The sequence below is a fragment of the Pseudonocardia sp. WMMC193 genome, assembly GCF_021728735.1.
GTDB lineage: Bacteria > Actinomycetota > Actinomycetes > Mycobacteriales > Pseudonocardiaceae > Pseudonocardia > Pseudonocardia oroxyli.
The window spans coordinates 2,928,943-2,946,789 of the sequence record NZ_JAKKDO010000003.1; the positions used below are offsets into that span (position 1 = coordinate 2,928,943).

The 17,847-nt window shown below is 71.8% G+C and carries 20 protein-coding genes; 7 read left to right on the plus strand and 13 right to left on the minus strand.

The features are described from left to right. Positions 1 to 17 precede the first annotated feature (17 nt). Positions 18 to 263: a DUF2631 domain-containing protein gene (locus tag L3X23_RS15270; RefSeq protein ID WP_237192841.1), complete on the plus strand. Its 246-nt coding sequence runs from the start codon at positions 18 to 20 to the stop codon at positions 261 to 263. Continuing rightward, on the plus strand, positions 251 to 1,213 hold the full coding sequence (gene ligD / locus L3X23_RS15275; protein ID WP_237198040.1) for a non-homologous end-joining DNA ligase: 963 nt from the start codon (positions 251 to 253) through the stop codon (positions 1,211 to 1,213). The genes L3X23_RS15270 and ligD overlap by 13 nt, the downstream gene beginning before the upstream one ends. Before the next feature lie 57 nt (positions 1,214 to 1,270). On the opposite strand, the gene mug is transcribed toward ligD, so the two are convergent. The 4 genes from mug to L3X23_RS15295 form a co-directional block, all read right to left on the minus strand. Continuing rightward, positions 1,271 to 1,828 (minus strand): G/U mismatch-specific DNA glycosylase, encoded by a 558-nt coding sequence (gene mug, locus L3X23_RS15280; protein WP_237192842.1) that lies wholly within the window; start codon positions 1,826 to 1,828, stop codon positions 1,271 to 1,273. A gap of 141 nt (positions 1,829 to 1,969) precedes the next feature. Next, positions 1,970 to 2,398: a MarR family transcriptional regulator gene (locus L3X23_RS15285; protein WP_237192843.1), complete on the minus strand. Its 429-nt coding sequence runs from the start codon at positions 2,396 to 2,398 to the stop codon at positions 1,970 to 1,972. A gap of 46 nt (positions 2,399 to 2,444) precedes the next feature. After that, positions 2,445 to 3,512: an ATP-dependent DNA ligase gene (locus L3X23_RS15290; RefSeq protein ID WP_237192844.1), complete on the minus strand. Its 1,068-nt coding sequence runs from the start codon at positions 3,510 to 3,512 to the stop codon at positions 2,445 to 2,447. A 56-nt stretch (positions 3,513 to 3,568) separates the two neighbouring features. Further along, on the minus strand, positions 3,569 to 4,570 hold the full coding sequence (locus tag L3X23_RS15295; RefSeq protein ID WP_237192845.1) for a LacI family DNA-binding transcriptional regulator: 1,002 nt from the start codon (positions 4,568 to 4,570) through the stop codon (positions 3,569 to 3,571). A gap of 218 nt (positions 4,571 to 4,788) precedes the next feature. Here L3X23_RS15295 and L3X23_RS15300 point away from each other — a divergent pair, with 218 nt between their 5' ends. From L3X23_RS15300 to L3X23_RS15315, 4 genes are read left to right on the plus strand one after another with little or no spacing between them, the layout of a single operon-like run. Beyond that, a complete protein-coding gene (locus tag L3X23_RS15300; protein WP_374204852.1) occupies positions 4,789 to 6,207 on the plus strand; it encodes a sugar ABC transporter substrate-binding protein in 1,419 nt (472 codons plus the stop codon). Positions 6,208 to 6,241: 34 nt separating this feature from the next. Then, positions 6,242 to 7,168 (plus strand): carbohydrate ABC transporter permease, encoded by a 927-nt coding sequence (locus L3X23_RS15305; protein WP_237192846.1) that lies wholly within the window; start codon positions 6,242 to 6,244, stop codon positions 7,166 to 7,168. Next, the gene (locus L3X23_RS15310) at positions 7,165 to 8,034 is read left to right on the plus strand and encodes a carbohydrate ABC transporter permease (RefSeq protein ID WP_237192847.1); all 870 of its coding nucleotides are present in this window, start codon (positions 7,165 to 7,167) and stop codon (positions 8,032 to 8,034) included. Before L3X23_RS15305 ends, L3X23_RS15310 begins: the two co-directional genes overlap by 4 nt. Before the next feature lie 12 nt (positions 8,035 to 8,046). Further along, a complete protein-coding gene (locus tag L3X23_RS15315; RefSeq protein ID WP_237192848.1) occupies positions 8,047 to 9,168 on the plus strand; it encodes an ABC transporter ATP-binding protein in 1,122 nt (373 codons plus the stop codon). Between the two features lie 71 nt (positions 9,169 to 9,239). On the opposite strand, the gene rlmN is transcribed toward L3X23_RS15315, so the two are convergent. From rlmN to L3X23_RS15330, 3 genes are all read right to left on the minus strand, one after another. Next, on the minus strand, positions 9,240 to 10,352 hold the full coding sequence (rlmN, locus tag L3X23_RS15320) for a 23S rRNA (adenine(2503)-C(2))-methyltransferase RlmN (protein ID WP_237192849.1): 1,113 nt from the start codon (positions 10,350 to 10,352) through the stop codon (positions 9,240 to 9,242). 37 nt (positions 10,353 to 10,389) lie between these two features. After that, positions 10,390 to 10,947 (minus strand): hypothetical protein, encoded by a 558-nt coding sequence (locus L3X23_RS15325; protein WP_237192850.1) that lies wholly within the window; start codon positions 10,945 to 10,947, stop codon positions 10,390 to 10,392. A 241-nt stretch (positions 10,948 to 11,188) separates the two neighbouring features. Then, the gene (locus L3X23_RS15330; RefSeq protein ID WP_237192851.1) at positions 11,189 to 12,175 is read right to left on the minus strand and encodes a DUF3533 domain-containing protein; all 987 of its coding nucleotides are present in this window, start codon (positions 12,173 to 12,175) and stop codon (positions 11,189 to 11,191) included. Positions 12,176 to 12,243: 68 nt separating this feature from the next. Between L3X23_RS15330 and L3X23_RS15335 the strand changes: the two genes are divergently transcribed. Then, positions 12,244 to 12,867, plus strand: coding sequence for a TetR/AcrR family transcriptional regulator (locus L3X23_RS15335; RefSeq protein ID WP_237192852.1), 624 nt, complete (start codon positions 12,244 to 12,246; stop codon positions 12,865 to 12,867). Here L3X23_RS15335 and L3X23_RS15340 read toward each other — a convergent pair. The 6 genes from L3X23_RS15340 to rpsB all read right to left on the minus strand — a co-directional run bounded on the left by L3X23_RS15340 (position 12,857) and on the right by rpsB (position 17,681). Continuing rightward, complete coding sequence (locus L3X23_RS15340; RefSeq protein ID WP_237192853.1) at positions 12,857 to 13,579, minus strand: class I SAM-dependent methyltransferase; 723 nt, start codon at positions 13,577 to 13,579, stop codon at positions 12,857 to 12,859. The two genes, L3X23_RS15335 and L3X23_RS15340, sit on opposite strands and share 11 nt — an antisense overlap. A 12-nt stretch (positions 13,580 to 13,591) precedes the next feature. After that, positions 13,592 to 14,524, minus strand: coding sequence for a phosphatidate cytidylyltransferase (locus L3X23_RS15345; RefSeq protein WP_237192854.1), 933 nt, complete (start codon positions 14,522 to 14,524; stop codon positions 13,592 to 13,594). Then, positions 14,525 to 15,082: a ribosome recycling factor gene (gene frr, locus L3X23_RS15350; protein ID WP_093079507.1), complete on the minus strand. Its 558-nt coding sequence runs from the start codon at positions 15,080 to 15,082 to the stop codon at positions 14,525 to 14,527. A 22-nt stretch (positions 15,083 to 15,104) separates the two neighbouring features. Next, positions 15,105 to 15,860 (minus strand): UMP kinase, encoded by a 756-nt coding sequence (gene pyrH / locus L3X23_RS15355; protein WP_237192855.1) that lies wholly within the window; start codon positions 15,858 to 15,860, stop codon positions 15,105 to 15,107. Beyond that, entirely contained in the window at positions 15,860 to 16,675 is an 816-nt protein-coding gene (tsf, locus tag L3X23_RS15360; protein ID WP_093079517.1) for a translation elongation factor Ts, read from the minus strand. Before tsf ends, pyrH begins: the two co-directional genes overlap by 1 nt. A 91-nt stretch (positions 16,676 to 16,766) precedes the next feature. Next, complete coding sequence (gene rpsB, locus L3X23_RS15365; protein ID WP_237192856.1) at positions 16,767 to 17,681, minus strand: 30S ribosomal protein S2; 915 nt, start codon at positions 17,679 to 17,681, stop codon at positions 16,767 to 16,769. Positions 17,682 to 17,847: the final 166 nt, after the last annotated feature.

A 17,847-nucleotide genomic window follows, 5' to 3' on the forward strand; every position in this document is an offset into this window, starting at 1 on the left:
TCGACACTGGAGGAAAGATGGCGGGCGCCGAACTCGCGAAGGTCGACCCCGCGGACGAGCCGTCCGCCGAGTGGGGCTGGCACGGGGAGTTCCCGAAGGCCACGTCGATCGCCGGCGTGCTGGTCGCGATCCTGCTGCCGCTGATGCTGATCGGCCACCACACCAGCTGGACCGAGATCCTCTTCTCCGTGGTCCCGTCGGTGGTCATCCTGGCCGGCGTCGTCTGGCTGAACGTCCGCAAGCGGCGCGACTGGCGGCAGTGAGCGAGGCGGTCGAGCTCGAGGTCGCCGGGCGGACCGTCCGGCTGTCGAGCCCCGACCGCGTCTACTTCGCCACACGCGGCGAGACCAAGCTCGACCTCGCGCACTACTACATGGCCGTCGGGGACGGCATCGTCCGCGCGCTGCGGGACCGGCCGTGCATGCTGCACCGCTTCCCCAAGGGCACCGACGGCGACAAGGTGCACCAGAAGCGGCTGCCCAAGGGCGCGCCGGACTGGGTGCCGACCGTCCGGGTGCACTTCCCCCGATACCACCGCTACGCCGACGAGCTGTGCGTGGCCCATCCCGCGGACGTCGTGTGGGCGGTGCAGATGTCCACGGTGGAGTTCCATCCGTGGAACTCCCGGGCCGCGGACACCGAGTCTCCGGACGAGTGGCGCATCGACCTCGACCCCATGCCCGGGGCGTCCTACGGGGACGTCCGGCGGGTGGCGCACGTGGCGCACGAGGTGCTGGACGAGCTCGGCGCCGTCGGGTACCCGAAGACCTCCGGCGGCAAGGGGATGCACGTGTACGTGCGGATCCCGCCCACCCACGGGTTCGCCGAGGTGCGGCGCGCGGCCCACGCCTTCGCCGCGGAGGTGGGGCGGCGCTGCCCGTTGGTCGACCTGTCCTGGTGGCGCAAGGACCGCGACCCGAACTCGATCTTCGTCGACTACAACCAGAACGCCCGCGACCACACCATCGCCTGCGCCTACTCGGTGCGCGGCACCCCGGAGGGCCGGGTCTCGGCGCCGATCCGGTGGGACGAGATCGACGACGCCGAGCCGGGCGACTTCACCATCGCCACCGTCCCGGCCCGGTTCGCCGCCCTCGGCGACCTGCACGCGGAGATCGACAGCTCGGCCTTCGACATCACACCGCTGCTGGACTGGGCGGACCGGGACGCCCGGGACACCGGCTCCGAGATCCCGGACCTCGACGAAGCCTGACCCGAGAGCGGCGCCAGTCCCGTGAGCGGCGATAGTCGCCCCAGCGACTATCGCCGCTCACGAGGGGAGGGCGGCCGCGCGGAGGCGGGCGAACTCCTCGACCAGGCGCTGCTTGGGGTAGTGGGCGTTGAGGCCGCTCGGGTTGGGCAGGACCCAGATCCGGGTGGACCCGATCGTCGGTTCCTGCGCCCCGACGACCGCGCCCCGGTCCCCGAACGCCGTCCGGTACGCCCCCATCCCGACGACCGCGAGCCAGGTCGGCGCGGCCCGCTCCACCAGGCTGCGGAGGATCCGGCCGCCCTCGACGAGCTCGGCGTCGGTGAGCTCGTCCGCGCGGGCGGTGGGGCGGGCGGCCATGTTGGTGATCCCGAGGCCGGACGCCGTCAGCTCGCCCTGCTCGGCGGGCGCGAGCAGCCGCGGGGTGAAGCCGGACTCGTGCAGCACCGGCCAGAACCGGTTGCCGGGGCGGGCGAAGTGGTGCCCGGTCGCGGCGGACACCAGCCCGGGGTTGATCCCGCAGAACAGGACCTTGAACGGCGCGCCGGGCCCGGGCAGGACGTCCGGGAGCGGGCGCGACCGAGCCGCTTCCAGCTCGGCGGCGGTCGGCAGGGCCACGGCGGCATCATCCACCCGCCGCGATCACGCCGCCCGGCGGCCCTCCGCATGATCACCGAAAGTGTGCGCACGGTGTCGTGGGCGTCCCGCTGAGCGCACACTTCTCCGGATCTCGCCGCAGTGAGCGCACGACCCGTGCGCTCAGGACAGGTTGCGCGCCATCCGCTGCAGCGTCTCCACGGTGGTGCGGTACTGCTCCTCCGACACGCCCTCGGTGATCCGGGCGCGGTAGTCCCTGATGGCCACCACGAGTCGCCCGCGGGCCGCGGAGCCCGTGGGCGTCAGGGTGATCCGGCCCGCGATCTCCTGGATCCAGTGCTGCGCCCGGAGCTGGTCCAGGACCAGGCGCGACGTGCCCCCGAAGGGCGCGAGCGCCGCATCGAGCGCCGGCTCGGTGTCCGCGCCGCCCGCCACGGCGTTGAGCGCCTGCCAGTGCCGCCGCCCGATCCCCTCGTCCGCCAGCACCCGGTCCATCGAGGACTCGATCAGCCCGTCGACGTGCCGGAGCCACCAGCCGATCGGCTTGTCGGCGGAGTGGTCGCAGTCCGGCCCGTGCACATGGGGAGCCACGGATCAAGGATGCCCGAACTCCAGCCCGTCTACCAGCACAGAAGGGCTAGTCGGCGCCGAGCACCTCGGCGAGATCGAACGAGACGGGATGCTCGAGCTGCGCGTAGGTGCACGACTCCGGGGTCCGGTCGGGACGCCACCGCACCCACTGCGCCGTGTGCCGGAACCGGGCACCCTCCATGTAGTCGTAGCGCACCTCGACGACGCGCTCGGGGCGCAGCGGCACGAAGGACAGGTCCTTGCCGTTGTTCCAGCGGCTGCCCTCGTTCTTGCGCGGGGCCCGCTCCCCCTCCAGGTGCGCACCCCAGTTCCACGGGTGCCCCTCGAACTCGGTGACCAGCGGCTGCAGCTCCGCGAACAGCTCCCGGCGCCGGGCCATCGGGAACGCGCCGACGACGCCGACGGACGCGAGCACGCCCCGGTCGTCGTAGAGGCCCAGCAGCAGGGACCCGATCAGGTCGGGGCCGGACTTGTGCACGCGGTAGCCGGCCACCACGGCGTCGCAGGTGCGCTCGTGCTTGATCTTGGTCATGACGCGCTTGTCCGGCTGGTAGGTCTGGTCGGGCTTCTTGGCGATCAGCCCGTCGAGCCCCGCGCCCTCGAACTGCTCGAACCAGCGCTGCGCCTCGTCGACGTCCCGGGTGAGGGGGGTGACGTGGACGGGCGCCCGCGCCGCGGCGAGGGCCTCCTCCAGCCGGGCGCGGCGGACCTCGAACGGCTGCGCGGTGAGGTCCTCGTCCCCCAGGGCGAGGAGGTCGAACGCGACGAAGCTGGCGGGGGTCTGCTCGGCGAGGAGGTTCACGCGCGAGGCGGCGGGGTGGATGCGCTGCTGGAGGGCCTCGAAGTCCAGGGTGTTGCCGTCGAGGTTCGCGACGATCACCTCGCCGTCGACCACCGCGCGCTCCGGGAGGTTCGCCTTGAGCGCCTCGACCAGCTCGGGGAAGTAGCGGGTCATCGGCTTCTCGTTGCGGCTGCCGATCTCGACCTCGTCGCCGTCGCGGAAGACGATCGAGCGGAAGCCGTCCCACTTGGGCTCGTACAGCGACCCCGCGGGGATGCGGGGCGCCGGCTTGGCCAGCATCGGCTTCACGGGCGGCATGACGGGCAGGTCCACGGCGACAGTCTGCCGCCTCCGGCGGTCGTGCGTGGTAAGTGGTGCTCTGGCACCACTTACCGCGCACGGGCGGCGCAGCCGCAACTGTCCCGGTGCACGAAGCGCGGCGGCAGGCGGAGGGTCTGCGGCGGCGCGGCGGGATCCGCCATGCGGCGCAGGAGCAGGCGGACGGCCTCGCGGCCGATCTCGGCGAAGGGCTGGGCGACGGCCGTGAGCCGCGGGGCGAACAGGTCCGCCCAGGGGAAGTCGTCGAAGCAGGCGAGGGCGACGTCCTCGGGGACGCGCAGCCCGGCCTCGCGGAAGGCCTGCATCGCGCCGATCGTCATCGAGTTGTTGGCGGTGATCACCGCGGTGGGCGGGTCGGCGCGGGCGAGCAACGCATGGGTGGCCACGCGCGCGGGCTCCTCGGCAGAGTGGCCGTCGACCAGCAGCTCGACCGGGAGCCCGGCCCGCCGCAGACCGAGCCGGTAGCCCTCGACGCGCTCGAGCGTCGTCTGCAGGCCCGGGTGGCCCGCGACCAGCGCGATCCGCTCGTGTCCCGCGCCCGCCAGGTGCGTGACGAGCCCCGCCACGGCCTCGACGTTCTCGCTGCCGACCTGGTCCATCCGGTCGTCGATGAGGCGGTCGACCAGGACCGTCGGGACCCCGCGGGAGGTCAGGTGGGCGAGCGCCGCGCCGGGGCGGGCGGAGGGGGCGAACAGGACGCCGTCGACGCGGCGGCCCTGCAGCCGTCGGATCACGACCTCCTCGTACTCGGGGTCCTCGTGCGGGTCGACGAGCAGCAGGGTGTAGCCCTGCCGGGCCGCCTCGGCCTCGATGGCGTGGATCAGCTCGCCGAGGAACGGGTTCGAGATGGCGGAGAGTGCGAGGCCGATGGTCGTGGTGCGGGCGGTGGCGAGTGCCTGGGCGACGGTGTTGGGGGTGTAGTCGGCGGCGCGCACGGCGTCCAGCACCAGGGCCCGGGTCTCCGGGCGGACGGTGCGGGTGCCGTTGAGCACGTGCGACACCGTCGCGATCGACACGCCGGCGAGCCGCGCGACGTCCGCCATGGTCGCCATCGCCACCACCTCTCGTCTCGCCCTGCCGGGAGGACCGCCCGGTGTCATGATCGCCGCGATGTGTACCGCGCTTCGTGAGCCGCGTCACGCCATGGTGCAGCATTCCGATGCGTAAGCGCTTGCGCAAGCGCTTAAATTGGCCTTACCGTACGTACTGGCGTGACATGGAACACGTGCCGCACGGGAACTCACCGCCGATACCCGAGAAGGAGGGCACCGTGGCCGCACCGCCCAGCAGGTCGCCCGACCGTCCACCCCGCCGCCCGCGCCGAGGACTCGGCAGCCTGACCGCCGTGATCGCGGTCCTCGTCCTCGCCCTCTCCGGCTGCGCGGGCGCCGGTGCGCTCGGCGGCGGAGGAGACGGCCGGCAGACCATCACCATCGCGATCGTCTCCAACCCGCAGATGCAGGACGCGATCGCACTGTCCAACCGGTTCGAGCAGGAGAACCCGGGGATCCGGCTGAAGTTCGTGTCACTGAGCGAGAACGAGGCACGCGCGAAGATCACCGCGTCGGTCGCGACCGGCGGCGGCGAGTTCGACGCCGTGATGATCTCCAACTACGAGACCCCGCAGTGGGCCGCCAACGGCTGGCTGGTGGACCTCGACCCGCTGATGGCCCGGACCCCGGGGTACGACGAGGACGACTTCATCCCCGCCGTGCGCCAGGCCCTCTCCGGCCCCGACGGGCACATGTACGCGGTGCCGTTCTACGGCGAGTCCTCGTTCCTGATGTACCGCAAGGACCTGTTCGCCCAGGCCGGGATCCAGCTCTCGGCGCAGCCGACCTGGCAGGAGGTCGCGGCCGCCGCGCAGAAGCTGCACGACCCGTCCAAGGGCATGTCCGGGATCTGCCTGCGCGGCAAGCCGGGCTGGGGCGAGGTGATGGCGCCGTTCGACACGATGGTCAACACCTTCGGCGCCCGCTGGTACGACCCGCAGTGGAACGCCCAGCTCACCTCGCCGAAGTTCCGCGAGGCCGCGAACTTCTACGTCGACCTGCAGCGGAACTACGGCGTCCCGGGTGCGGCGACCGCGGGCTTCTCCGAGTGCGGCACCGAGTTCAGCCAGGGCAACGCCGCCATGTGGTACGACGCCACGGTCGCCGCGGGCATCGTGGAGAACCCGGCCGAGTCGCGGGTCGCGGGCAACGTCGGCTACGCGCCCGCCCCCGTCGTCGAGAAGCCGGACTCCGGGTGGCTCTACACCTGGTCGCTGGCCATCCCGAAGACCGCCGAGGAGGAGGGCACCTCGGACGCGGCCTGGCGGTTCCTGTCCTGGATGACGTCCAAGGAGTACGGCCCGATGGTCGGGCAGGAGCTGGGCTGGGAGCACGTCCCGCCCGGCGCCCGGCAGTCGACGTACCAGATCCCCCAGTACGTCGAGGCGTCGAAGGCCTACGCCCGGCAGACGCTGGACGCGATCGCCGCGGCCGACCAGCGCAACCCCAGCGTCGAGCCGGTGCCCTACACGGGCGTGCAGTTCCTCGCCATCCCGGAGTTCCAGGACATGGGGACACGGGTCAGCCAGCAGCTCTCGGCCGCCATCGCCGGGCAGCAGACCGCCGACGAGGCCCTCGACCAGGCCCAGGTCTACGCCGAGACCGTCGGAGAGTCCTACCAGCGGGAGGGGCAGTGACCGACGACGCGCTCACTCCAGCGGAGGAGACATCATGACCGCCACCGTCGAGAGGCCCGCGGAGATCGTCCCGCGGGAACCCGTGAACAAGGGCCGGGAGGGGTGGGTCCGCCGCGCCCCGCTGCTGCCCGCGCTGGTCTTCACGATCATCGTCACGCAGCTGCCGTTCCTGTTCACCATCTGGTACTCGCTGCAGAGCTGGAACCTCGTCCGCCCGGGATCGCAGCAGTTCGTGGGCCTGGACAACTACGTCAACGTCTTCACCGACAGCCAGTTCCGCGGCGTCGCACTGAACACGGTGCTCCTCACCGTGGGTGCGGTGCTGATCTCGATGGTGCTGGGCCTGGCGTTCGCGCTGCTACTGGACCGGCAGTTCCGCGGCCGCGGCGTCGTCCGGACGCTGCTGATCACCCCGTTCCTCATCACGCCGGTCGCGGCCGCGCTGCTGTGGAAGACGGTGCTGTTCAGCCCGACCTACGGCCTGATCAACTTCGTGCTGTCGCCCTTCGGCGCGGGCCAGACGGACTGGATCTCCGCCTTCCCGCTGACCTCGGTGATGGTCGCGCTCGTCTGGCAGTGGACGCCGTTCATGATGCTGTTGACCCTCGCGGGCCTGCAGTCCCAGCCGCACGACGTGCTGGAGGCGGCCCGGGTGGACGGCGCGGGCTCCTTCGCGATCTTCCGCGAGATCACGCTGCCGCACCTGCGCCGGTTCATCGAACTGGGCATCGTGCTCGGGGCGATCTACCTGGTCAACACGTTCGACGCGATCTACATGATGACCCAGGGCGGCCCGGGCACCGCCAGCGCGAACCTGCCCTTCTACATCTACCAGCGCGCGTTCCTGGGCTTCGACATCGGACAGTCCGCGGCCATGGGTGTGGTGGTGGTCGTCGCGACGATCATCGTCTCCACGTTCGCCCTGCGGCTGATCTTCCGCAGCTTCCAGGAGGAGTCATGACCACGACGGTGGAACGGACCCCCGTCCAGGAGGAGGTCGCGCCCGCGCAGCGCGGCGACAAGGTCGGGCCCGCGCTGCTCACGGTGCTGACCTGGATCATCGGGATCGGCTTCTTCTTCCCGATCCTGTGGATGGTGCTCACCGCCTTCAAGCAGGAGGCGGACGCCTACACCACCCCGCCGACGCTGTTCTTCACCCCGACGCTGGACCAGTTCGCCGAGGTGTTCGACGCCGGCATCGGGCCCTACCTGCTCAACTCGCTGTTCGCCACGGTCATGTCGACGATCTTCGTGCTCGCGCTGGCGATCCCCGCGGCCTACGCGGTGTCGCTGCGGCCGGTGAAGAAGACCCAGGACGTGCTGTTCTTCTTCATCTCGACGAAGATGCTGCCCGTGGTGGCGGCGATCGTGCCGATCTACGTCGTGGTCAACGACATCGGGATGCTGGACAACGTCTGGACGCTGATCGTCCTCTACACCGCCATGAACCTGCCCATCGCCGTGTGGATGATGCGCTCGTTCTTCCAGGAGGTGCCCAAGGAGCTCCTCGAGGCGGCCTCGATGGACGGGGCGTCCCTGTGGCGCTCCATGCGCGAGGTCGTGCTGCCGGTGGTCTCCCCCGGCATCGCCGCCACGTCGCTGATCTGCGTGATCTTCGCGTGGAACGAGTTCTTCTTCGCCGTCAACCTCACCGCCGCGCAGGCCGCGACGGTGCCGGTGTTCCTCGTCGGGTTCATCACCTCCGAGGGGCTGTACTTCGCCAAGCTCTGCGCCGCGGCCACGATGTGCGCGCTGCCCGTCGTGATCGCGGGCTGGATCGCCCAGAACAAGCTCGTCCAGGGCCTCTCCTTCGGGGCCGTCAAGTGAAGGGGGCCCATCGTGGCTGACGTGGTGTTCGACCAGGCGTCCCGGGTGTACACCGCCGGGGCCAAGCCCGCCGTGGACCGGCTGGACCTCGAGATCGCCGACGGCGAGTTCGTCGTCCTCGTGGGGCCCTCCGGCTCCGGCAAGTCCACCGCCCTGCGCATGCTCGCCGGGCTCGAGGAGATCGACGGCGGGGAGATCCGCATCGGCGGCCGCACCATGGTCGGGGTGCCCTCGCGGGACCGGGACATCGCCATGGTGTTCCAGAACTACGCGCTGTACCCGAACAAGACCGTGGGCGAGAACATGGCGTTCCCGCTGAAGATGCGGGGCGTCGAGAAGTCGGTGCAGCAGGAGAAGGTGCGCGCCGCCGCGGACGTGCTGGGGCTGACGGACTTCCTCGACCGCAAGCCCAAGGCGCTCTCCGGCGGCCAGCGGCAGCGGGTGGCCATGGGCCGGGCGATCGTCCGCGAGCCGCAGGTGTTCCTGATGGACGAGCCGCTGTCCAACCTCGACGCCAAGATGCGCGTCTCCACCCGCACCGAGATCGCCGCCATGCAGCGCAGGCTGGGGGTCACGACCGTCTACGTCACGCACGACCAGGTCGAGGCCATGACGATGGGCGACCGGGTGGCACTGCTGGCCGACGGGAGGCTGCAGCAGTTCGCCACGCCCGCGGACCTCTACGACAAGCCGGCCAACCGGTTCGTGGCCGGGTTCATCGGCTCGCCCGCGATGAACCTGTTCACGCTGCCGGTCTCGGCGGAGGGAGTCCGCATCGGCTCGTCGGAGCTGCGGCTGCCGCGCGAGGTGCGCGGGCGCATCTCCGCGGACACGGTCACCCTGGGGATCCGCCCCGAGCAGTGGGCGGTGGCGAACGGCCGGGGGACGGCAGGGGGCGGAGCCGACGGGGTGGGTGGCGACGGGGCGGGCTCGGGGGTGAAGGCCCAGATCGACGTCGTCGAGGAGTTGGGCAGCGACGCCTACCTCTACGCCCACCTCGACGACGAGGAGCAGACCCCCGTCGTCGTGCGCACCGGCGGCCGCACGGGGGCCCGCCGCGGCGACCAGGTCGTGCTGACCCCGACGAGCGAGGACCTGCACCTGTTCGACGCGGAGTCCGGGGAGCGGCTCTAGGCCCGCGCCTGCGGCGCCTGTGCGTGGTAAGTGGTGCCAGAGCACCACTTACCACGCACGAGCGGCGTTCGTCAGGTGCGGTTCGCGGCGGCGAGCTGGCCGCAGGCGGCGTCGATCTCCTGGCCCCTCGTGTCCCGCACCGTGCAGGACACGCCCTGGGCCTCGACCCGGCGCACGAACTCGCGCTCGACGGGCTTGGGGCTGGCGTCCCACTCGCTGCCCGGGGTGGGGTTGAGCGGGATCAGGTTGACGTGCACGCGCTTGGTGCCGAGGTGCCGGCGCAGCACCTTTCCGAGCAGGTCGGCGCGCCACGGCTGGTCGTTGACGTCCCGGATCAGGGCGTACTCGATGCTGACCCGGCGGCCGGTGGTCTGGGCGTAGCGGCGGCCCGCGTCGAGGACCTCGCCGACCTTCCACCGGTTGTTCACCGGGACCAGGGTGTCGCGGAGCTCGTCGTCCGGGGTGTGCAGCGAGATCGCGAGGGTGACCGGCAGGCCCTCCTGCGCGAGCTTGTCGATCGCCGGGACCAGCCCGACGGTGCTGACCGTGATCCCGCGCGGCGAGATGCCGAAACCGTTCGGGGCGGGCTCGGTGATGCGGCGCAGCGCGGCGACCACACGCTTGTAGTTGGCCAGCGGCTCGCCCATGCCCATGAAGACGATGTTCGACAACCGCTTGTCCGGGCCGAGCGCACCCTCCTGCGCGGCCTTGGCGGCCTGGCGCACCTGGTCCACGATCTCGCCGGTCGACAGGTTCCGCTGCAGCCCGCCCTGGCCGGTGGCGCAGAACGGGCAGGCCATGCCGCACCCCGCCTGGCTGGAGATGCACACCGTCGCGCGGTCCGGGTACCCCATGAGGACCATCTCGGCGAGCGTGCCGTCGTGGCCCTTCCAGAGGGTCTTGCGGGTCTGCCCGTCGTCGCAGACCTGCTCCTTCACCGTCTGGACCAGCGGCGGGAGCAGCGTGGTGAGCTGCGCCCTGGCGGCGGCGGGCAGGTCCGTCATCTGCTCGACGTCCGCGGTGAGGCGGCCGAAGTAGTGGCGCGCGAGCTGGTCGGCGCGGAACGCGGGCAGACCGAGCTCCTGGATCGCCGCCTTGCGGTCGGCGGGGTCCAGGTCGGCGAGATGGCGGGGCGGGGTGGCGCGCTTGGGCGCGTCGAAGACGAGCGGCAGGGAGGTGGACATCGCGCCCACCAGGGTACGCCGCAGCTCGGCGAGGGTGTCAGCGGCCGATGCGCTCGCGGACGTCGGTGACCGCGCCGGTCCGCCGCGCGGCGGCCGCCCACAGGACGGCGGCGCCGCCCAGGCCGACGACGCCGTAGGGGACGGCGGTGCCCGCGGTGTTCAGCGCGAGCAGGGCACCCACCGCGCCGAGCACGACCAGCGCCCCGCCGACGGCCGTCCAGGAACGCTCCACCAGGACCGACGCCAGCGCGATGAGGCCCACGCCGATCGCGACGGCGCCGAGGGGCACGGTCAGCTCGCCCCAGCCGTTCCCGATCATCGGGAGCACGATCGACAACGCGACCAGCACCACCGCGACCGCCGCCACGACCCGCAGCGCGCGGGTCCGCAGCTCCCGGGGGAGCCGCGCGCCCCGGCCGTGGCGCCTGCGGATCACGGTGAACCACCAGCCGCTGAACAGCAGGCCCGCGGCCATGAGCAGGGTGCCGCCACCGCTCCCGAGGCCGAGCGTGCCCGCGACCCAGCCTGCGGCCCCGAGCAGCAGCTCGAGCTGGGGCAGGGGGATCCCGGCGGGGGTGCGCAGGGTGCGGCTCATGGGCCCACGGTAGCGAGGGCGTCACCCGGCGGGGTGAGCCGGGCCGGCCGCTGGGCACGTGTCGTGCGCTCGGTGCTGCATGATCGCCGAAAGTGTGTCGTCACGGTGGGGTGGGGAGCGCTGAGCGCACGAAACGTGCGGCCGTCGGCATGATCCGCGGAAGTTGTGCGGTCAGCGCGGTCGAGACCGCACCGACCGCACGGAAACCGTGATCATGCAGCAGTGTGCGCACGAAACGCGCTCACACCGCGACCGGCTCCCGCAGGACGTGCCCGGCCTCGTGACGGCCGTGGGGCGCGTTGCGGAACCGGGCGGTGAGCAGGGCGACGAGGATGCCGCCGACCGCCCACGCACCGGCGACGAGCAGCGGCGCGGTGCTGCCGACGCCGTCGAAGTAGACGATCCGGCGCAGCGCGTCCACGCCCGCGCCGTTGGGCAGCCACCCGCCGATGGTCGCCCAGAAGGCCGGCAGCACCCCGTCCTGGTAGGCGCCGCCCGCGCTCGGGTTGCCGAGGATCACGAACAGCAGGATCGTGACGCCGATCCCGACCACGCCGAGCAGCGCGGAGAGCGCCACGGTGACGGCGGCCGCCGCGAAGGTCAGCAGGGTGCCCAGACCCCAGAGCGCCAGGACGTGCCCGGTCAGCGCGCCGAGGACCGGTCCGGCGATCAGCGCGCCGCCCAGCCCGCCCAGCACGGCGAACCCGAGGGCGAGGCCCAGTCGTCGGACCGTGGTGCGCAGGTCGGGCCGCTTCTCGCCGGTGAGCCCCAGCAGGGCCGCGAGCAGGTAGCCGCCCACGATCCAGCCGGTGACCAGGTAGAACCCGCTCAGCCCGCGGGCGTCCCCGGCCTGGGGGGCCACGACGTCCTCGACCCGCAGCGTCCGGCCCTGCGCGGCGTCGGCCCGGGTCAGCACCGTCTCGACGGCCCCCGACACCGAGGTGCCCTCCGCACTCGCGACGAGCAGGACGTCCTCGTGCTCGCCCACGATCAGGACCCCGGACGTCCGGTCCGCGAGCAGGTCCGCGCGGGCCGTCGCCTCGTCGGCGCCGGTGATCTCCAGGGTGCCGTCCAGTCCCGCGGCCAGCTGCTCGACCACGGGTGCCTGCGCCACCACCTCGACCGGGATCGCGTCCGGTCGAGGGTCGTGGAAGGCCCCCACGTAGCTGAGCACAAACCCGAGCTGCAAGCCCAGGACGGCCACCACCAGTCCGACGGTGCGTCTCATCGTTCCTCCGTTTCGATACACCACTGTATTGGATGCACTGGTGTATCGTCACTGTTCAGGAGGTCACAATGGCGACCAGGCGACGGGCGGACACGCGAGCACGGCTGCTGGAGGCCGCGGCGGAGGTGTTCGTCGAGCGCGGGTTCGGGGCCACGAGCGTGGAGCAGGTCTGCGAGGCGGCGGGGTTCACCCGCGGGGCGTTCTACTCGAACTTCTCCTCGCTCGACGAGCTGCTGCTCGCCCTCGTCGCGCAGCGGCACGCGGCGGTGGTGGCCGGGCTCGGCGCCGCGCTGGAGCAGATCGAGCCCGCCCCGGTCGAGGACCTCACGGCCTTCGTGGGCGAGATCGTGCGGGCCCACCTGGCCGACCGCCGGTGGCAGGTCCTGCAGACCGAGCTCGCCCTGCACGCGTTGCGCCACCCCGCCGTGGCGGAGCAGGTCGCCGAGCACCGCGCCGACCTGCGGCGACGGGTGGGTGAGCTGATCGCCCACGCCGCCGGGCGGGCGGGCCGCAGCCTCACGGTGGGGCCGGAGGAGCTGGCGCGGGCGGTGCTCGCCCTCGTCGAGGGCGCGCGCTTCCAGACCTGCCTCGACCCGGCGGCGACCCGCACGGACCGTCTGCTCCTGACCGCGGTCCTCGAGCAGTACACCCGCGCCACCGGAGCGTCCGACGGGCAGGCCGTCAGAGGATGAGACCCGCCGGCGTGCGGCGGGTGTGCAGGCGGTAGCCCACCGGGATGGTCAGCCCCGTCGTCCGGGCGATCGCCCGCGCCGCGGTGGCCGGGGCGAACTCGATGCGCAGGACCGCCTCGAGGGTGTCGCGGTCCGGGAAACGCCACGTACTGGTGACGCGACGCTGGTCGAAGCCCTGCCGGGCGAAGAAGCGTTCGACGGCGGCCGCGTCGTACCGGGGGAGGTCGGCGCGCAGCCACTCCCCGTACGGCCCCACCGTGAAGTCCAGGTCGATGATCGCGAGGATGCCGCCGGGCCGCAGCACCCGGTCGGCCTCGGCGAGCCCCGGTTCGCAGCCCGCGCCGAAGAAGTAGGCGGTGCGGGCGTGGACGAGGTCCGCGGACGCGTCCGGCAGTGGCAGCGCCTCCGCTCCCCCGCGCCGGACGTCGAGGCCCCGGGCCTGCGCGCGGGCCACCAGCGGCGGGTGCGGCTCGACGCCGACCACCGAGCGGGCCGACTCCGCGAAGCGCGGCAGGTGGAACCCGTCACCGCAGCCGACGTCGACGACGTCCCGCCCGGCCCACGGCGCGGCCTCGGCGAGCGCGGACCACAGGACACCGTCCGCGTCCTGCGCCTCGTTCTCCCGCTGGTAGACCTCCGGCCAGTGCCAGATGTTCGGGCTCGGGATCGCCGGCCCGCTCTTGGTCTGGCCCCCGAAGCCCTTGTAGTGCACGACGACCGAGCCTCAGACGGGGACGAAGGCGCTCAGCAGCGCCCAGGACACGAACGCGGCCGGGAGCATCGAGTCCATCCGGTCCATCAGGCCGCCGTGGCCGGGCAGCAGGTTGCCCATGTCCTTGATCCCGAGGTCCCGCTTGATCATGGACTCGGTGAGGTCGCCGAGCGTCGCGGTGATGACGAGGACGGCGCCGAGGATCGCGCCCTGCCACCACACGCCCGCCAGCAGCAGGTGGACCGACAGCGCGCCCGCGACCATGCCGGCGACCAGCGAGCCGCCGAAGCCCTCCCAGGACTTCTTCGGGCTGATCCGCGGGGCCATCGGGTGCCTGCCTGCGAGGACGCCCGCGGCGTACCCGCCGACGTCCGACGCCACGACGCAGATCATGAACGTGAGGACCCGCCCGACGCCGTCCTCCGGCAGCACCAGCAGCACGGCGAACGAGACGAAGAACGGGACGTAGGCGGCGGTGAACACGCCCGCGCCCACGTCCCGCACGAAGCCGGACGCCGGATTCGTCGCCGAACCCGCCGCGAACATCCGCCAGAGCAGCGAGACCAGCACGGTCACCGCGAACGCGATGGCCGAGCCGGTGAGCCCGAACGGCCAGGCCAGCCACACCATCGCCTGCCCGCCCACGAGCAGCACCGGGAGCGGCACGATGATGGCCTGCGCGCTGTGTCGGAGCGCACCGGGGAGCTCCCAGGTGGCCACGGCCACGGCCACCGCGAGCACGATGACGAACGCCTGCCGCTGGATCAGCAGCGAGGCGAGGATGACCGCCCCCATCGTGACGCCGACGGCGATCGCGGCGATCAGGTTGCGGCCGAGCCGCGCCGACCGCGACGACTTCGACGGCACACCCGGCAGCCCCGACCCGGGCAGGTCCGTGGTGACCGGGGGCGGGCTGTCCTTGTCTGCGCCGTGGGAGGTGGTCATTCAGACCTCGAGGAGCTCGGCTTCCTTGTTCTTGACGAGCTCGTCGACCTGGGCGACGTACTTGTCGGTGGTGCCCTGCAGCTCCTTCTCGGCGCGCCCGACCTCGTCCTCGCCCGCCTCGCCCTCCTTGACGATGCGGTGGAGCTCGTCCATCGCCTTGCGGCGCAGGCTGCGGATGGTGACGCGGGCCTCCTCGCCCTTGCTGCGGGCGACCTTGACCATCTCGCGGCGGCGCTCCTCGGAGAGCTGCGGGATGACGCACCGGATGATCTGACCGTCGTTGCTCGGGTTGAGGCCGAGATCGGAGTTGCGGATGGCGGTCTCGATGGTCTTGAGCGAGCTCGCGTCGTACGGCTTGATCACGGCCATCCGCGCCTCGGGGATCGTCACCGAGGCCAGCTGGTTGAGCGGGGTGTAGGCGCCGTAGTAGTCGATCACCACCCGCGAGAACATCGCCGGGGTGGCCCGACCGGTGCGCACGCTCGCCAGATCGTCCTTGGCCACGTCGACGGCCTTCTCCATCTTCTCCTCGGCGTCGAAGAGGGTTTCGTCGATCACGGGGCTGCTCCCTGGCTCGTACTCAGTTCTCGGTCGTGCTGACCAGCGTGCCGATCCTCTCACCACGCACCGCCCTGGCGATGTTGCCCTCGGTCAGCAGGTTGAACACGATGATCGGCATCTTGTTGTCCATGCAGAGGCTGAACGCCGTGGCGTCCGCGACCTTGAGCCCGCGCTCCAGCACCTCGCGGTGCGTGATCTCGGTGTACATCTCGGCCGTCGGGTCCGTCTTCGGGTCCGCGGTGTAGACCCCGTCGACGCCCTTGGCCAGCAACAACGCCTCGCACCCGATCTCCAGCGCGCGCTGGGCGCCCGCGGTGTCGGTGGAGAAGAACGGCATGCCGACACCGGCCCCGAAGATCACGACCCGGCCCTTCTCGAGGTGCCGGATGGCCCGCCGCGGGATGTAGGCCTCCGCGACCTGGCCCATGGTGATCGCGGTCTGCACGCGGGTGTCGAGGTGGTGCTCGCGCTCCAGGAAGTCCTGCAGCGCGAGGCAGTTCATCACGGTGGCGAGCATGCCCATGTAGTCCGCGCGGGAGCGGTCCATCCCGCGCTGCTGCAGCTCGCTGCCGCGGAAGAAGTTGCCGCCGCCGATGACGACGGCGATCTGGGCACCGCTCGCGACGACCTCGGCGATCTGCCGCGACACGGTCTCCACGACCTTGGGATCGACGCCGAGCCCGCCCCCGCCGAACATCTCGCCGCCGAGCTTGAGCAGCACGCGGCGAAAGCCCGTCCGGGGGCCGTGGTCCTCGACGTCGATCCCCTCGGTCATCAGGACTGGCCGACCTCGAAGCGGACGAAGTCCTTGACGGTCAGCCCGGCCTCGTCGACCAGGTTCTTGACGGTCTTCTTCGAGTCCAGGACCGACGCCTGCTCCAGCAGGACGACGTCCTTGTAGAAGCCGGTGATCCGGCCCTCGACGATCCGGTCCAGGATCTTCTCGGGCTTGCCCTCCTCGCGGGCGGTCGCCTCGGCGATGCGCTTCTCGTTCTCCACGACCTCGGCCGGAACCTGGTCACGCGTGGTGAACTGGGGGCGCGCCGCGGCGATGTGCATCGCCACGTTGCGGGCGGCCTCGGCGTCCGACCCCTCGTACGCGACGAGCGCGCCGATGGCGGGCGGGAGGTCGTTCGAGCGGCGGTGCAGGTAGACCGCGACCGGGCCGTCGACGTGGATGTAGCGCTTGAGCTCGAGCTTCTCGCCGATGCGGGCCGAGAGGGCCTGGATCGCGTCCGCCACGGTGCCACCGTCGAGCGGGGCCTTGGCCAGGGCCTCGACGTCCGCGGGCTTCTGGTCCACGGCCACGCCGAGGATCTTGGTGGCGAGGGTGACGAAGTCCTCGCTCTTGGCGACGAAGTCGGTCTCGCAGTTCAGCTCGACCATGGTGCCGCCCTCGGCGACGACCAGGCCGTTCGACGTGGCGCGCTCGGCGCGCTTGCCCACGTCCTTCGCGCCCTTGATGCGGAGCAGCTCGGTGGCCTTCTCGAGGTCGCCGTCCGACTCCTCGAGCGCCTTCTTGCAGTCCATCATCCCGGAGCCGGTGAGCTCACGGAGCCGCTTGACGTCGGCGGCGGTGTAGTTCGCCATCTCGGTGCTTTCTCGTCCTTCGCGGTGGAGTTCGCGGGCCGGGGACCGGTCCCCGCGGCCGAGCGGGATGCGCTCGGCCGCGGGGAGCGGATCAGCCTGCGGTCTGCTGGGTGCCGTTGCTCGTGGACGCCGGAGCGGCGGCCGCGGGCTCGGGGGTCGCGCTGTCGGTCGACGCCGGGGCCGCCGGGGCCGCCGGGGCGGCCTCGCCTGCCGGCAGGCTCGCGCCGTCCGACCCGCCCGCGAGGAGCTCCTGCTCCCACTCGGCGAGCGGCTCGGAGCCGTTGCCCGCCGCGCCCGCGGAGTCGTTGCGGTTGCCGCCCGAGCGGGCGAGGAGACCGTCCGCCGCCGCCTTCGCGATCACCTTGGTGAGCAGCGCCGCGGAACGGATCGCGTCGTCGTTGCCCGGGATCGGGAAGTCGACCTCGTCCGGGTCGCAGTTGGTGTCCAGGATGGAGACGACCGGGATGTTGAGCTTCCGGGCCTCGCCGACGGCGATGTGCTCCTTCTTGGTGTCCACGATCCAGACCGCGCTGGGCACCTTGGACATGTCGCGAATACCGCCGAGGGTCTTCTCGAGCTTGTCCTTCTCGCGGGTGAGCATGAGGATCTCCTTCTTGGTGCGACCCTCGAAGCCCCCCGTCTGCTCCATCGACTCCAGCTCCTTGAGGCGCTGGAGGCGCTTGTGCACGGTCTGGAAGTTGGTCAGCATGCCGCCCAGCCAGCGCTGGTTCACGTACGGCATGTTGACCCGGCCCGCCTCCTCGGCGATGGCCTCCTGCGCCTGCTTCTTCGTGCCGACGAACATGATCGTTCCGCCGTGCGCGACGGTCTCCTTGACGAACTCGTACGCACGGTCGATGTACGACAGCGTCTGCTGCAGGTCGATGATGTAGATGCCGTTGCGCTCGGTCAGGATGTAGCGCTTCATCTTCGGGTTCCAGCGACGGGTCTGGTGCCCGAAGTGCACGCCGCTGTCGAGCAGCTGCTTCATGGTGACGACGGCCATGGCCGGTGTGCACCTCTCGGTAGGGCGCGGGATGAGACTCCACCCCGCGCGTGGCGGTTCTCGCGGGTCCTCCGGTGAAGGCCCCGCCCTGGCGCCGCGCCGGTTCCCGGAACCCGCTCCCCCGCCCTGCCGGACGTGGATTCGGGACCGCCCGGTCACCGGGCCC